Annotated in this window: 10 protein-coding genes; 7 read left to right on the top strand and 3 right to left on the bottom strand. The window is 71.7% G+C overall.

What is annotated here, in order from left to right; all coding sequences use genetic code 11:
- Window positions 1-128 precede the first annotated feature (128 nt).
- From IEY93_RS02245 to IEY93_RS02220, 6 genes are all read left to right on the top strand, one after another.
- Complete coding sequence (locus tag IEY93_RS02245) at window positions 129-632, top strand: DUF6912 family protein (protein ID WP_189161242.1); 504 nt, start codon at window positions 129-131, stop codon at window positions 630-632.
- A 45-nt stretch (window positions 633-677) separates the two neighbouring features.
- Window positions 678-1,316 carry an HAD family hydrolase gene (locus IEY93_RS02240; RefSeq protein ID WP_189161241.1) on the top strand — a complete coding sequence of 213 codons (639 nt, stop codon included), beginning with the start codon at window positions 678-680 and terminating at the stop codon, window positions 1,314-1,316.
- 440 nt (window positions 1,317-1,756) lie between these two features.
- Window positions 1,757-2,464, top strand: a complete 708-nt coding sequence (locus IEY93_RS02235) for an HAD family hydrolase (RefSeq protein WP_229690786.1) — start codon at window positions 1,757-1,759, stop codon at window positions 2,462-2,464.
- A gap of 46 nt (window positions 2,465-2,510) precedes the next feature.
- The gene (locus IEY93_RS02230; RefSeq protein ID WP_189161239.1) at window positions 2,511-3,458 is read left to right on the top strand and encodes a DUF2218 domain-containing protein; all 948 of its coding nucleotides are present in this window, start codon (window positions 2,511-2,513) and stop codon (window positions 3,456-3,458) included.
- 225 nt (window positions 3,459-3,683) lie between these two features.
- Window positions 3,684-5,651, top strand: coding sequence for a multicopper oxidase family protein (locus tag IEY93_RS02225; RefSeq protein WP_229690785.1), 1,968 nt, complete (start codon window positions 3,684-3,686; stop codon window positions 5,649-5,651).
- Between the two features lie 121 nt (window positions 5,652-5,772).
- Window positions 5,773-7,653 carry an acetoacetate--CoA ligase gene (locus IEY93_RS02220; protein ID WP_189161237.1) on the top strand — a complete coding sequence of 627 codons (1,881 nt, stop codon included), beginning with the start codon at window positions 5,773-5,775 and terminating at the stop codon, window positions 7,651-7,653.
- A 178-nt stretch (window positions 7,654-7,831) separates the two neighbouring features.
- On the opposite strand, the gene IEY93_RS02215 is transcribed toward IEY93_RS02220, so the two are convergent.
- From IEY93_RS02215 to IEY93_RS02205, 3 genes are all read right to left on the bottom strand, one after another.
- Window positions 7,832-8,791, bottom strand: coding sequence for a hypothetical protein (locus tag IEY93_RS02215; protein WP_189161236.1), 960 nt, complete (start codon window positions 8,789-8,791; stop codon window positions 7,832-7,834).
- Between the two features lie 83 nt (window positions 8,792-8,874).
- A complete protein-coding gene (locus IEY93_RS02210) occupies window positions 8,875-9,306 on the bottom strand; it encodes a VOC family protein (protein ID WP_189161235.1) in 432 nt (143 codons plus the stop codon).
- A 138-nt stretch (window positions 9,307-9,444) separates the two neighbouring features.
- The gene (locus tag IEY93_RS02205) at window positions 9,445-10,998 is read right to left on the bottom strand and encodes an FAD-binding oxidoreductase (protein ID WP_189161234.1); all 1,554 of its coding nucleotides are present in this window, start codon (window positions 10,996-10,998) and stop codon (window positions 9,445-9,447) included.
- 349 nt (window positions 10,999-11,347) lie between these two features.
- Here IEY93_RS02205 and IEY93_RS02200 point away from each other — a divergent pair, with 349 nt between their 5' ends.
- On the top strand, window positions 11,348-16,231 hold the full coding sequence (locus IEY93_RS02200; protein WP_189161233.1) for an NAD-glutamate dehydrogenase: 4,884 nt from the start codon (window positions 11,348-11,350) through the stop codon (window positions 16,229-16,231).
- Window positions 16,232-16,249 lie beyond the last annotated feature (18 nt).

Genomic DNA, 16,249 nt, shown 5'->3' with positions numbered 1-16,249 from the left:
TGGTGACGTGGTGGAGGTCGGGGTGTGCGGGTGTACGGTGCGGGGCGCCGTGGCTGGCACACTCGTGTAGGTGATCGGAGCCGTGCCGGCCCCGATGCCCACCGATATCGCGATTGAGGAACGAACGCATGCGCGTCTACCTGCCGAGCACCCTTCCCACGCTGGCCCGGGTGGCGGATGCGGGCGAGGTCGGCCCGGCCCCGCTGACCGGCTACGCGGTGACGCCCGCGCTGGTCGAGTGGTACGTCTCGGGTGACACCGAGGAGCTCGAGTACGTCGCGCTGACCGACGCGGCGCGCGCGTCCCTGCGGATGCTCGCGGCCGACCGCGCCGACGGGGTGGCCGTGCCCGCCCGGCGGGTGGTCATCGCCGCGGAGGTCCCGGACGACGTCGTGGTCGCCGGCCCGGACATCGAGGAGCGCGCCCGGGTGCGCTTGCCCGTCGAGGTGCGGATGAAGCAGATCGCGGCCGTCCACGTCGACGACCTGCAGGCCGTGCCGGACGTGGAGGCGGCCGTGGCCGCCGTGTCCGCCGCCGACGCCGGCGACGACGACGCGCGATTCGTGGTGGACGGGGTCGAGGACCACGAGCTGTTGTGGTACGCCACCCAGGAGATCCCCGACCTGCTCTGAAAATCCGGTGAGGCGGCCGAGGGCGGCTACTAGGCTGGAGGCACCATGAAGCACATCATCTGGGACTGGAACGGCACGCTGTTCCACGACATCGACGCCGTCGTGGGGGCGACCAACGCCATCTTCAAGCCGTACGGACTGGCCGCGCTCGACAACGAGGGCTTCCGTGCCGCCTACACCCGCCCCATCTGGGTCGCCTACGAGCGGATGCTCGGCCGGCCGCTGCGCGAAGGGGAGTGGGAGGATCTGGACCAGGCGTTCCACGATCACTACCACGAGCTGATGCACGCCTGCGCGCTCGCCGAGGGGGCGCTCGACTGCCTGCGCACCTGGGGGGAGTCCGGGCGGACCCAGTCGCTGCTGTCGATGTGGGCGCACGACCGGCTGGTCCGCAAGGCGGCGGAGCTGAGCATCGACCGCTACTTCGCCCGCATCGACGGGCTGAGCAACGGCGCGCCCGGCGGGAGCAAGGCCGAGCACATGGTGGCGCACATCGAGTCGCTGGACGTGCGGCCCTCGCAGGTCCTGGTGATCGGTGACAGCATCGACGACGCGCACGCCGCCCAGCATGTCGGCGCCATGGCGGTGCTGTACACCGGGGGGATGACCAGCCGCGCCGATCTGGCCGCCTCGGGCTTCCCCGTCGTCGACGACCTCGCCGACGCCTTCTCCTTCGCCACCTGAGCACGGCCGAGCGAAACCGGGCCGGGGCCCGGCGGCCACCGGGGCGAGCCCGGCCGATGCCGGGGGACGTACCGAGGGCTTGGGCGCCGCGGAGGAGGGCGACAGCCGCCGAGGAGATCGCCTGTTCCCTGCCGGGCGATGTAGCGGCGGGCTTGGGGTCCGTGTCGGAGGGCGGCCGCCGCGGTGACCGCTTTGTTCGTGCCGGGTGGTGACGCGCTGGCGCGAGGGAGGGCGTCCTCTTGGGCGAGGGCGTCCGCGCGGGCCGTCAGGCTGCCGCTGAGGGGCGGGTTCGCCGGCCGGGGTGGGATCTGGTTCGGAGAAGCGGACATCTCGCTAGCGAGGTGATGAGTTGGGCATTACGTTCCGCTGCTCGGGCGTGGTCGTCGTACTCTGAGCGCGTTGGTTTCGCGCGCGTTCGGAGGCACCCAATTAATCGTCTCGTGCTCTGGAACATCGACCTGACCCTGGTCGATGTGGCGATCGTCACCCGTGACGCCTACGCCGAGGCGTTCCGGCAGGTCACCGGGCGTCCGCTCGTGAAGCTGGCCCCCGCTATGGGCCGTCCCGACTCCGAGATCATCTTCGAGACGCTGGCCATCAACGGCATTGTGACCGGGGACGAGCATCTGCCGCGGTTCATCGACGCGCTCGCGCACGCCTTCGCCGCCCGGCGCAAGCGCCTCAACAAGGACGGGCGGGTCATGGCGGGTGCCAAGGAGGCGCTCAAGGCCGTGGCCCGGCTCGACGGCGTGGTGCAGTCCGTGCTCACCGGCACGATCAAGAGCAACGCCGCGCTCAAGCTGAACGCCTTCGGCCTGGACAAGTACGTGGACCTGGAGGCCGGCGGCTACGGTGAGGAGGTGTACCCCAAGGCGACCCTCCTGCAGGTGGCGCAGGGCAGGGTCAAGCAGGCGTACGGCTTCCGGTGCGACGGGTCCAACACGGTGCTGATCGGGGACTCCACCAGGGACGTCCAGACGGCCCGCATCGCCGGGGTCCCGATCATCGCGGTCGCCTCGGGCCGCTCGACCCCGGGTGAGCTGCGCGAGGCCGGCGCCGACATCGTCCTGCCCGACCTGTCCAACGCATCGGAGGTCGTCGCGGCGGTGGCCCGGCTGACCAGTCCGGTGAACCGCAAGGCCGGGTGACCCGCGCCGCACCGGCCGGCCCGCCCATCTAGCGTGAAGGAACTCCATGCCCTACTCGACGGCACACGTCACGACCGACCGTCCCGGCCGGTACATCAAGCAACTGATCTCCCACATGGGGCACAAGACGACCACGGAGATCTCCGGTGACGGCCGTGGAGTGATCACCCTGTCCCGGGGACGGTGCGTGCTCGCGCCCACCGGGCGGGCGATCGAGATGTTCGCCACGGCGGCGGACGAGGAGTCGCTCAAGCAGGTGCAGGACGTGGTGACCCGCCACCTGCTGCGCTTCGCCACCCAGGAGGAGCTGGACGTCGACTGGTCGTCCCCGGTGACGGCCGAACAGATGCGCATCGTCGACCCGCTCGTCAACGACTACCTGCTCACGCAGTGCACCCCGCCCGACGAGGTGCTGCAGGAGCTGGCGGTGCAGACCCGCGAGACGACCGGTGGCTCCTGGACCATGCAGATCACGCCCGACGAGGGCGCGCTGCTCACCATGCTGGTGCGGATGACCGGCGCGCGGCGGGCCGTCGAGGTCGGCGTGTTCACCGGGTACTCCTCGATCTGCATCGCGCGCGGCCTGGCCGAGGGCGGCCGGCTGCTGGCCTGCGACGTGAGCGAGGAGTGGACCTCGGTCGCCCGGTCGTACTGGGAGCGGGCGGGCGTCGCCGACCGCATCGACCTGAAGATCGCTCCGGCGGCGGACACGTTGCGCGCGCTGCCCGACGAGCCGGTCCTCGACTTCGCCTTCATCGACGCCGACAAGGTCGGCTACCCGGTCTACTACGAGGAGATCGTCCGGCGGCTGCGTCCGGGCGGGCTCGTCGTGCTGGACAACGTGTTCCTCGGCGGCCGGGTCCTGGACCCCGCCCACGACGAGGAGCACCACCGGGTGATGCGGGCGCTGAACGACGCGATCGTCGCCGACGAGCGGGTGGAGTCGGTGATGCTCCCCGTGCGCGACGGGGTGACGATCGTCCGCAGGCGCTGAGCCGGGGAAGAGCCTCGACCTGGGCAAAAGCCGACAATTAGTGACGTAAAGGACCAGTGGGGAAGGGGGCCGCAAGGACTTACGGCCCTTTTCTCGCACCTGCGGCCGGCCGTGTGATGGAAGGTGCGGCGTCACGCCGGCGGCCACCGGCCGCCTGGCAGGCGCCTTTCGGGTCTCCGCGGGTGGGGAGTCGCGATGGTCACACGGCGCCAATTCCTCTCCGGTATGGGAGGGGCGGTCCTGCTCGCCGGCGTGCGCGCCCGCACGGCCGCCAGGCCGTGGAGCGGGGACGCCGTGGCCGCCGGACTGCTGGACCCGGCGGCGATCCCGAAGTACGTCACGCCGCTGCCGGTGCCGCCGGTGATGCCGGCCCTCGGGCCGCTGGGCGGTCCCGCCGACCGGTACGAGATCGGCGTCCGGCGGTTCCGGCAGCAGATCCTGCCGCCCGGCCACCCGCCGACCATGGTGTTCGGGTACGGCTCGTCCCGGCACCCGGAGACCTTCTCCTCGCCGGGCTGGACCGTCGAGGCCCGGGCCGGTCGCCCGGTCGAGGTCCGCTGGGTGAACGAACTCGTCGGCCGGGACGGCGGCTTCCTGCCGCATCCGCTGCCGGTGGACCAGACCCTCCACTGGGCCAACCCGGGCGGCGGCACCGCCGGGCGGGACTCGCGCCCGCACTTCACCACGACGCCCGGGCCGTACCACGGGCCGGTGCCGATCGTGACCCACCTGCACGGCGGCCGCAATCCGGCCGACAGCGACGGGTACCCCGAGGCGTGGTACCTCCCCGACGCACGGAACCTCCCGGCCGGGTACGCGAAGTACGGCACCAAGTACGCCGACTACGCGGCACTGGCCGAGGACCGGGACGGGCGTCCCTGGGGCCCGGGAGCGGCGGTGTTCCGCTATCCCAACGACCAGCGGGCCGCCACGCTCTGGTACCACGACCACGTGCTCGGCATGACCCGGCTCAACGTCTACGCGGGCCTGGCGGGCTTCTACCTGCTGCGCGGCGGCCCCGGCGACCTGCCGACCGGCGTGCTCCCCGGGCCGGGGGCCGGCGAGGACGGGGGAGGGCCGTACGAGATCCCCATCGTCGTCCAGGACCGGTCCTTCGCGCCGGACGGGTCGTTGCACTACCCCCTCAGCCGTAGGGACTTCGACCGGTTCCCCGGCCCGTACATCCCGCACAGCGACGTGCCGCCCATCTGGCAGCCGGAGTTCTTCGGCACCGCGATGATGGTGAACGGCCGCACCTGGCCCTATCTGGACGTACGGCCGCGCCGCTTCCGCTTCCGCTTCCTCAACGGGTGCAACGCCCGCACCCTGGATCTGAAGATCGTGACCAGTCCCACGGCCCGGCGGCCGGTGCCGGCGGCGCTGCCGTTCTGGCAGATCGGCGCGGACGCGGGCTTCCTGCCCGCGCCGCAGCGGCTCGGTCACCTCCTGCTCGCGCCGGCCGAACGCGCGGACGTGATCGTCGACTTCACCGGCATCCCGGCCGGTACGGCGCTGTACTTGGTGAACGAGGGGCCCGACGGGCCGTTCCGGGGCGACCCGCACGCCAGGCCCGCCGATCCGGCGACGACCGGCCAGGTCCTGAAGTTCATGGTGCTGCCGAAGACCGGGCGGGACACCTCGGTCCCACCCGACCGGCTCACGCTGCCCGACCTGCCGCGGCTCGGCACCGAGTCCCTGACACGCCGGGTCGCGCTGCTCGAAAGCACCTCGACGGCGATCCCGGGTGGCGGTCCGGCCGCGGCCCTGCTCGGGCTCGTGGAGAAGGGCGGTGCGGAGCGGCCGGGCGAAGGCGGGCCGCATGGCGGGATGCCGCACGCGGTGACGCCGGAGGGCGGCGAGGTGGGCAGGGCGCTGATGTGGAGCGATCCGATCACCGAGAACCCCGTGGTCGGCGCCACCGAGGTGTGGGAGATCCACAACTTCACCATGGACGCCCACCCCATCCATGTCCACGAGGTGCCGTTCTACGTGCTCGACCGCCGGCCCTTCTCCGGCGGCTCCCACGGGCCGGCGCCCGGTGAGACGGGCTACAAGGACACGGTGATCGCCTATCCGAACCAGGTCACCCGGATCAAGGCGCTGTTCGAGCGGCCGGGCCTGTACGTCTGGCACTGCCACATCCTGGAGCACGAGGACAACGAAATGATGCGCCCCTATCGCATCGAGGGCTGACCCCGTCCCGCCGCGGGGCCCGGCCACGCCGGCCGGTGTGGCCGGCTCCCGGATGGCGGCCGGGCGGCTGTGTGGGTAGGCGGGATGGTCTGCGCGCCGGGGCAGCGGCAGGATGGGGGCCATGGTTGAGGAAGGTGCGCTGCTCTGGGAGCCGTCCCCGGAGGTTGTCCGGAACGCAAACATCACCCGGTTCGCCGCGTGGCTGGGGCGTTCCGAGCATGACTACGACACTCTGTGGCGGTGGTCGGTCGATTCCCCCGAGGAGTTCTGGCCGGCGATATGGGACTATTTCGCGGTCGTCGGCGACCGTGGTGACGGGCCCGTCGTCAGTGGGACGATGCCGGACGCGAAATGGTTCACCGGGGCCACGCTGAACTACGCGGAGAACGCCCTGCGCGGCGATCCGGGGCGGGTCGCGGTCGTCGCGCGCGACGAGACGGGCGGCCGGCGCACGCTGACGTACGGGGAACTGGCCGAGGAGGTCGCCCGGGTCAGGGCCGGGCTCGTGCGGCACGGGGTGACCCGTGGTGACCGGGTGGCGGCCTATCTGCCCAACACCCCCGAGGCGTTGATCGCCTTCCTGGCCACGGCGAGCCTGGGAGCGATCTGGTCGTCCTGCTCGCCCGACTTCGGGGCCTCCAGCGTGGTCGACCGCTTCGTACAGATCACCCCCAAGGTGCTGATCGCGGTGGACGGCTACCGCTACAACGGGCGCGACTTCGACCGCTCGCAGGTCGTCGCCGACATCGCCGCCCGGCTGCCGAGCCTGGCGGCCACCGTGATCGTCGGCGAGCCCTCCTGGGCGGCGCTGCGGTCCGAGCCGGGGCCGCTGGAGTTCGAGCGGGTGCCGTTCGACCACCCGCTCTGGGTGGTGTACTCCTCGGGGACCACCGGGCTGCCCAAGCCGATCGTGCACGGGCACGGCGGCATCGTGCTGGAGCACCTGAAGGCGCTGAGCTTCCACCAGGACATCGGCGCGGGCGATGTGTTCCTCTGGTACACCACCACCGGCTGGATGATGTGGAACTTCCTGATCGGCGGCCTGCTGGTTGGCGCGACGGTGGTGCTGTACGACGGCGCGGCGACCCACCCGGAGACCGGCGTGCTGTGGGAGCTGGCCGCCGAGGAGGGGGTCACCTACTTCGGCACCGGCGCGCCGTACATCGTCGCCTCGATGCGGGCGGGGCTCGCCCCGACCGGCCTGGACCGGCTGCGCGGGGTCGGTTCGACCGGCTCGCCGCTGCCCCCCGAGGGGTTCGGCTGGCTGCATGAGGTGCTGCCGGACGTCCAGCTCGGGTCGTTCTCCGGCGGCACGGACGTGTGCACCGGCTTCGTGGGCGGAGTCCCGCTGCTGCCGGTCCGGGCCGGGGTGATCTCCTGCCGGTGCCTGGGCGCGCTGGTGGAGTCCTACGACCCTGAGGGCAGGCCGCTGGTCGGGGAGGTCGGCGAGCTGGTGGTGACCCGCCCGATGCCGTCCATGCCGGTCATGTTCTGGAACGACCCGGACGGTTCGCGGTACCAGGAGAGCTATTTCGCCGAGTACCCCGGCGTGTGGCGGCACGGCGACTGGATCAAGATCCTGCCGGACGGCGGGTGCGTGATCTACGGCCGGTCGGACTCGACGCTCAACCGGGGCGGGGTGCGCATGGGCACCAGCGAGTTCTACCGGGTCGTCGAGCGGTTCCCCGCCATCGAGGACAGCCTGGTCATCGACACCGGCCGGCTCGGGCAGGAGGGCCGGCTGCTGCTGTACGTGACGATGGCCGAGGGCGAGAAGCTGACCGGCGAGCTGGTCGCCGGGCTGAAGGCCGCGCTGCGCGGCGAGCTGTCCCCGCGCCACGTGCCCAACGAGATCATCGAGGTGCCGGGCATCCCGCGCACGCTGAGCGGCAAGAAGCTGGAGGTGCCGGTCCGCAAGATCCTGCTCGGCACGCCGGTCGAGCAGGCCGCCAACACCGGCGCGATGGCGAACCCGGAGGTGCTGAAGCACTTCGTCCCGTGATCCGCGCGGGCCGGGGATCGGCTGTGACAGGTGCTGTTGAGGTGTGATCGGGGCCGCCGGGGGGACGGCGGCCTGGGAGAAGCCGGTCGGGGGCCGCCGGGGCGGACGGCGACCCCCTCCGGGGCGATCGTGTGAGCCGTTCAGGGCCACCCGGGGCGGCCGGGCGGCCCCGGGGCGGCTACTGGGTGGTGGCGGCGTCCTGCTGGCCGTCCTGCTCCACCTGGCTGCCGCAGGTGTGGTCCTTGGGCAGTTCGGGGTACATGGTCATCTCGCCGAGGTTCGTGTGGTCGGCGGCCCGGCGGATCGTGACCATCTTGTCGCAGTCGTAGAAGGCGTAGACGCCGTTGGACTCGCCGAGCAGCAGCATCGATCGGCTGTCGTACAGCGGCTTGTCGTCGCCGTCCATGAGCACGGCCCACTGGCTCTGGAAGCCCACGAGGTCCAGCAGGGTCGTGCCCTCCAGACCCGGCAGGTCCGAGGTCGTGCCCTTCGTGTACACGTCCGCCGCCCCGAGGACCATCTCGTAGATGAGCAGCCAGCCCAGGCCGATGCCGGTCAGGGCGCCGACGACCAGCCGCATGCCGGCGCGGCCGACCGGCCTGCGGCGCATCAGCCGGAAGGGCACCAGGAAGGTCAGCACCCCGAGGCCCACCGCGATGGGCACGATGGTCGCGGCCTTGACCTCCCCGAGGACGCTGAAGGCGCCCCAGTACGTGGCGCCGCTCCACAGCGCGGCGAGCGTCGCGGCCATCCAGGGGTGCTCCCGGAAGAATCGCACCAGCCGGGACAGCCGGCCGAAGGTCACCTTGTCCAGCACCCAGTACAGGGCGACCAGGAGTCCCAGCACGGGCAGGGCGATGAGCAGCAGCAGGATCAGCGTGCCGGAGAGCCGGCCGAACAGGACCGCCTGGTCGATGCCCGCCTGCTGGGGGGTGACGCCGAAGATGCCGTAGATCGCCTCGACACCGAGGTAGAGCACCGCGTACAGCCCGACGCCGATCGGCAGGACCACCGATGCGATGCGTTCGAGCAGGGCCAAGGCGCTCGGCTTCTCGTCCGCCGCCTCGGTGGCCGGCTCGCTGCTATTGAGATTTATCCCGTTAGGGGTGGTTTCCGCCGGAATCTGCTGATTGATCACGTCGGGCAAGCGTAGCGGGCTACCCGATAGTAGGTTCCTTAAAGACCATTTCGTTCACAGCCGTAACACTCCCTCGCAACCACTCAGGTGGCGAAGACCTGGGCGTCGTCGGCGAACGCCTTGAACTCCAGGGCGTTGCCCGCCGGGTCGAGCAGGAACATCGTCCACTGCTCTCCCGGCTCCCCGGCGAAACGCAGGTACGGCTCGATCACGAACCGGGTGCCCGCGTCGCGCAGGCGCCCGGCCAGCCGGTGGAACTCGGGGATCGGCAGGATCAGCCCGAAGTGCGGCACCGGGACCTCGTGGCCGTCCACCGGGTTGTGCGCGGGAGCCGCGGGACGGTGGGCCAGGTGGGTGACGAACTGGTGCCCGTGCAGGTTCCAGTCGATCCAGCGCTCGGAGCTGCGGCCCTGCTCGCATCCGAGCACGCCACCGTAGAAGGCCCGGGCGGCCGCGAGGTCGTCGACCGGAACGGCCAGGTGGAATCGGGGGATGGACGGTGCGGGCGCGGACATCGCTCTCTCCTCGTGACTCGGCTTGCGCTGACGCCGGCGCCGGGGCACCGGCCACCCCCATCTTCTGGCACGCGCGTACGGTGGGACCGTCCCGCCCCCGCGCCCACCGGCAGGAGAGACCGCGAGCCTTGGCCCCCGTCAGACCGCCTGCGGGAAGCGGAAGAGGCGGCCGGGGTCGTAGGCGGCCTTGACCTTGGCCAGGCGCGCCGCGTTGCCGCCGTAGTACGCCTGGCGCCAGCCCGAAAGCGCCGGGTCGATGTAGTTGACGTAGGCATGGTCGCCGAAGTGCGGCGCCATCGCGCCGTGCGCCCCGCGCAGCCAGGCCGCCGCCCCCGACCGGTGCGCGTAGTACTGCACACTGAACAGCGCCCCCCGGTGCGGGAAGGCCGTGGCGTCCGGCCGGACCCGGCCCACCGCGCCGCCGAGGGCGTCGAGCAGCACGGCGTGCCGGCCCGGGCGGCCGACCTGGTCGACCAGGGTGGCGATGCCCGAGGCGGACAGCGGGCGGTAGGCCATGTGCGACTTGGCGGAGAACGAGTCGCGCGGGAAGGTCCCGTCGCGGGTCTGCCCTGGCAGGCTTCCCGGCAGGTGGCACTGGGACACGGTGCGCCCCGAGCAGCCCGCCTCGACCATCATGGCGTGCTGGTAGGAGGTGCGGGTGATGTACCGGCTGGACGGCGCCGACCCGATCTTCGCGATCAGCGGTTCCAGCAGCCGCTCGCACTCGGCGCGCGACCCGGTGTAGGTGCCGCCGATCTGCAGCTCCCGGCCGGGGTCCTGGGACAGGTGCAGGTTGCTCCACAGCGCGTCCGGCGCGGACGGCGCCCACGCCTGCCAGGCGGCGATGGCCTTGCGCGCCCGCGACCAGGGCCAGTGCAGGAAGAACAGGACGAGGTCCCCGGCCTTGAAGGTGCGGAAGGTGAAGGACACCGCGACGCCGAAGTTGCCGCCCCCGCCGCCGCGCGACGCCCAGTACAGGTCGGGCTCGTGGTGGGCGTCGCAGGTGCGCACCTTCCCGTCGGCGGTGACGACGCGCAGCGACTCCAGCACGTCGCAGGTGAGGCCGTACTTGCGGGACAGGACGCCGATGCCGCCGCCCAGGGTGAGCCCGGCGATGCCGACGGTGGGGCACGAGCCGGCCGGGATGCCCACACCACGGGCGGCGAGCCGGTCGTACACGTCGACGAGCTTGGCCCCCGCGCCCACGACCGCCCGCCCGGAGGAGGCCTGGACGGTGTTCATCGGCGAGACGTCGAGCACCAGGCCGGTGCCGGTGGACCACCCCGCGTAGCTGTGGCCGCCGGACCGGGAGGTCACCGGCACTCCGAAGCGCCGGGCGAAGGTCAGGCACTCGGCCACGTCGCCCGGTTCGGCGCAGTACGCCACCCCGCTCGGCCGGATGCCGTCGAAGCCGGGGTTGTACAGCCGGCGGGCGGTGTCGTAGGCGGCGTCGCCGGGCCGGATCAGGCGTCCGGAAAGGCCCCGGCCGAGCGCGGACCAGTCGGCGGGGGAGGGGCCGGTGCGCGCCCCGGTCGCCGCCGCCCCCGCTGCGGCGGTGCCGCCGGAGGGGGTGCTGGTCGTGGCGCGCGTGATGGTGCCGCCGGGATCGCCGGTGGCGCAGCCGGTCGCGGCGGCCGCCGCCGCGGCGGCGGAGACGCGCAGGAAGGAGCGCCGGTCGAGCGCTGGCCGCATGATCACAGATCCCCCAGGAACGGTCACCGGTGGCGAAAGGTAACGCCCATCTCATGAGACGTCCCGTGGAGGTCCATGGTTTATCACGAGTCGGTCACGGACTGTGCTCTGAGCTGGGAGACTCGCCCTGTCTGCGGAATTGCGCACGATATCGGACAAGTTGACGTATCGAGTGTGATGGGCTGGTATCGGGTACGGCGGGGGGGACTTGGTCAACGGCGATCAGGATGTCCGGCCCGCCGATGGAGGTGTCACGTGCCCGGGAACGTGGCATTTCCCCTGTCATCACGTGATCCCGGCCGAGATGCTCGCGAAGACCGCGAACCCTCACAAAGGAGTGAGAAGCGACATGTCGCTCGACGAGGCAAAAGACCGGTTGCTCCGGTCCGCTGCTGACCTGTGTGCCGATAGTCAGGAGGCCGAGGACCTCGGCGGCGAGGACATCCTGGCCTTCCTCCGGCTGTACTACCGGCATGTCGCCCCCGAAGACCTGATCGACCGCGACCCTCGCCAGGTCGCGGCCACCGCCCTGGAGCACCGCCGGTTCGCCGCCGACCGTCCGCAAGGACGCGCGCTGGTGCGCGCCCACGTGCCCGCCGGGCACGCCGGTGGCCACTTCGGCCCGGGCGCGCTCGTCGAGGTGGTCACCGACGACATGCCCTACCTGGTCGACTCGGTGACGATGGAGCTGGAGCGCCACGGCATGGCCGTCCAGCTCGTCGTCCACCCCCAGATCAAGGTGCGGCGCGACATGACCGGCCGGATGCTCGGCGCCGGCCAGGCCGACCTCACCGGCCAGTTCCTGGTCGAGTCCTGGATGCACATCGAGATCGACCGCAACCCCGGCCCCGACACGCTCACCGAGATCGAGCGCGACCTCCAGCGGGTGCTGCAGGACGTCCGGGTCACCGACGAGGACACCCCGAAGATGCGGGCGCTCGCCGTCCAGATCGCCACCGAGCTGGAGAACGTCCCGCCCGACCTGCCGGCCGGGCACATCGAGGACAGCGTCGAGCTGCTGCGCTGGCTGGCGGACGGCCACTTCACCTTCCTCGGCTACCGCGAGTACCGCCTGGAGCAGGCGCCCGACGGCGACGGCCTGCGCGCCATCCCCGGCACCGGCCTCGGCATCCTGCGCGCCGACAAGGCGGGCTCGGCGAGCTTCGCCGCCATGTCCCCCGAGCTGCGCGCCAAGGCCCGCGAGCGGCAGTTGCTGGTCGTCACCAAGGCCAACAGCCGCGCCACCGTGCACCGCTCGGCCTACCTCGACTACATCGGCGTCAAGGTCTTCTCCCCTGAGGGCGAGGTCATCGGCGAGCGCCGCTTCCTCGGCCTGTTCTCCCACGTCGCCTACAGCGAGTCGATCTCGCACATCCCGGTGCTGCGCCGCCGCCTCGAGGAGGTGCTCGACAGGACGGGCCTGTCCCCCGACAGCCACGACGGCACCGATCTCATCGAGATCCTGGAGACCTACCCCCGCGCCGAGCTGTTCCAGGTGCCCGCCGACGAGCTGGCGCCGATGGCCCTGGAGGTGCTGCGGCTGCGCGAGCGCAAGCGCGTCAAGCTCTTCCTGCGCAGCGACGACTACAACCGGTACATCTCCTGCCTGATCTACCTGCCGCGCGACCGCTACAACACCGACGTCCGCATCCGTATGCAGCAGATCCTGATGGACGCGCTGCAGGGCTCGACCTTCGAGTACAGCACCATGCTCGGCGAGTCGCCGCTGGCCCGCCTGCACATCGTGGTCCGCGGCGAGCGCGGCAAGGCCCTCGGCCCGCGCCGGGTGAACGCGCCCGAGCTGGAGGCCCGCATCGCGGCCACCACCCGCACCTGGGAGGACGACCTCCAGGACGCCATCGCCGAGCTGCCCGACGAGCGGCGCGCCGAGCTTCCCGGCGAGGACCGCACGCTCGTCGCCGCGTACGCCGAGGCGTTCCCGGAGGCGTACAAGGAGGACTTCGACCCCCGCGCCGCGGTCGAGGACCTGTACCGCCTGCAGCGCCTCGCCGGCCGGCCGGGCGAGGTCGACATGGAGCTGTACCGGCCGCAGGACCGCGCGCAGTGCGAGTGGCGGTTCAAGCTGTTCCGGATCGGCGCCCCGGTCTCCCTGTCGGACGTGCTCCCGCTGCTGTCGCGCATGGGCGTCGAGGTGGTGGACGAGCGGCCGTACCACATCAGGTGGCAGGACGGGCAGGCCGCGTGGATCTACGACTTCGGCCTGCGCTGCCCGCCCGGCGTCACCATCGACGACGAGCGGTTCATCAAGCTGTTCCAGGACGCCGCCGGGGCCCTGTGGCGCGGCGAGATCGAGAGCGACGGCTTCAACGGGCTGGTGGTCGCCGCCGGCCTGACCTGGGAGCAGGCGCTCGTCCTGCGCGTGTACGCCAAGTATCTGCGCCAGGCCGGCACCGCCTTCAGCCAGCGCTACATCGAGAAGGTGCTGCTCGGCAACATCCGCCTGGCCAAGCTGCTGGTGCGGCTGTTCGAGGCCAGGCTGGACCCGCGGCTGTCACAGGAGAGCCGCGAGGACATCGCCGACGCGCTGGACGAGGAGATCATCGCCGCCCTGGACGAGGTCGCCTCCCTGGACGAGGACCGCATCCTGCGGGCCTACCTGGAGATGATCTCGGCGACCCTGCGTACCAATTTCTTCCAGCGCGACAAGGGGCACCGCAAACCGTACGTCTCGGTGAAGTTCGACCCCCAGGCCATCGGCGTGCTGCCGCTGCCCCGGCCCAAGTACGAGATCTTCGTGTACTCGCCGCGGGTCGAGGGCGTCCACCTGCGCTTCGGCAAGGTCGCCCGCGGCGGCCTGCGCTGGTCGGACCGCATGGAGGACTTCCGCACCGAGGTGCTCGGGCTGGTCAAGGCGCAGATGGTGAAGAACACCGTCATCGTGCCCACCGGGTCCAAGGGCGGCTTCGTCGTCAAGCGGCCCCCGGCCGGCGGTGGCCGCGACGAGCTGATGGCCGAGGGCGTGGCCTGCTACCGGCAGTTCATCTCCGGCCTGCTGGACATCACCGACAACCTGGTCGACGGCAAGGTGGTCCCGCCGCACGCCGTCGTCCGGCACGACGGCGACGACACCTACCTGGTCGTGGCGGCGGACAAGGGCACCGCGACCTTCTCCGACATCGCCAACGGCGTGGCCAAGGAGTACGACTTCTGGCTCGGCGACGCCTTCGCCTCCGGCGGCTCGGTCGGCTACGACCACAAGGCCATGGGCATCACCGCGCGCGGCGCCTGGGAGTCGGTCGCCTACCACTTCCGCTCCATGGGCGTCGACGTGCAGACCACCGACTTCACCGTGGCCGGCGTCGGCGACATGTCCGGCGACGTGTTCGGCAACGGCATGCTCCTGTCGGAGCACATCAGGCTGGTCGCGGCCTTCGACCACCGGCACATCTTCGTCGACCCGGCCCCCGACGCCGCCCGCGGCTTCGCCGAGCGGTCCCGCCTGTTCCGGCTGCCGCGCAGCTCCTGGGCCGACTACGACCCCGCCGCGATCTCGGCGGGTGGCGGCGTCTGGCCGCGTACGGCCAAGTCGGTGCCGGTGTCCCCGCAGACGCGCGCCGCACTCGGCATCCCCGAGGGCGTCTCGGCGCTGCCGCCGAACGAGCTGATCAGCGCCATCCTGCGGGCGCCGGTCGACCTGCTGTGGAACGGCGGCATCGGCACCTACGTCAAGTCCTCGGCCGAGAGCCACGCCGACGCCGGTGACAAGGCCAACGACGCGCTGCGGGTCAACGCCTCCGACCTGCGATGCAAGGTCATCGGTGAGGGCGGCAACCTCGGCCTCACCCAGCTCGCCCGCATCGAGTTCGCGCTCGGCGGCGGCTACGTCAACACCGACTTCATCGACAACTCCGCCGGGGTGGACACCTCCGACCACGAGGTGAACATCAAGATCCTGCTGGACGGCCTGGTGCGGGACGGCGAGCTGAGCGAGGGCGAGCGCGACCAGCTCTTCCTCGACATGACCGACGAGGTCGCCGGACTGGTCCTGCGGGACAACAAGGCGCAGAACATCGTGCTGGCCGCCGCCCGCGCCCAGGCGCCAGAGATGCTGCACATCCACGCCCGCTACCTGCGCAGACTGGAGCGCGACGGGCTGGTCAACCGCGAGCTGGAGGCCCTGCCCTCCGACAAGACGCTGGCCGAGCGGCGCCAGGCCCACCTCGGGTTCACCGCGCCGGAGTTCTCGGTGCTGCTCGCCTACACCAAGCTGGTCGCCGACCACGAGCTGCTCGCCTCCGACCTGCCCGACGACCCGTACCTGACCTCGTGGCTGGTGTCCTACTTCCCCTCGGCGCTGCGCGAGCGGTTCCGGCAGGCCATGGACTCCCACCCGCTGCGCCGCGAGATCATCACCACCTGCGTGGTGAACGACCTGGTCAACGCCGGCGGGACGACGTTCATGTTCCGCTTCGGCGAGGAGACCGGCGCCTCCACCCCCGACATCGCCCGCGCCTACCTGGTCTCCCGCGAGGTCTTCGGCCTGCCGGGCTTCTGGCGGGCGGTCGAGGAGCTGGACAACAAGGTGGACACCGCCACCCAGCTCGCCATGCTGCTGGAGGGCCGCAAGCTCGCCGAGCGGGGCGCGCGCTGGCTGCTCGGCAACCGCAGGCCGCCGCTCGACCTGGCCGGCGCGGCGCGGTTCTTCGTGGAGGGCGCCGAAGGGCTGCTGCCGCACCTGCCGAAGCTGCTGGCCGGCCCCGACCTCGCGGCCTTCGAGGAGCGCCGCGACGGTTTCCTGGCCCGCGGCGTCCCCGCCGACCTGGCCGAGCGGGCGGCGGTGATGGTGCCGGCGTACTCCACGTTCGACCTGGTGGAGATCGCCTCCCGCACCGGCAGGCCGGTGCACGACGTGGCGGAGGTCTACTTCGACCTGGCCGACCGGCTCCAGCTCGCCCGGCTGCGCGAACGGGTCATCGCGCTGCCGCGTGACAACCGGTGGAACTCCATGGCCAGGGCCGCGCTGCGCGACGACCTGTACGCCGCGCACGCCACCCTCACCCGGGACGTACTCGTGCACAGCGAGCCGGGCCTTGCTCCAGAGGAGCGGCTGGCCCGCTGGTCGGAGGCCAACTCGGCGGCCGTCGGGCGGGCACGCCAGACGCTGTCGGAGATCTGGGAGAGCGACCACTTCGACCTGGCGACGCTGTCGGTGGCGCTGCGCGCCGTGCGCACCCTGGTGGCCACCAGCAACCTGCCGCACGACGAACGCTGAGTCAAGACCGGCCGGCCG

The sequence above is a fragment of the Sphaerisporangium melleum genome (assembly GCF_014646695.1).
GTDB classification, from domain to species: Bacteria; Actinomycetota; Actinomycetes; order Streptosporangiales; family Streptosporangiaceae; genus Sphaerisporangium; species Sphaerisporangium melleum.
Note: the sequence above shows the minus strand (reverse complement) of the source record. Positions and strands in the feature narration are given on the sequence as shown.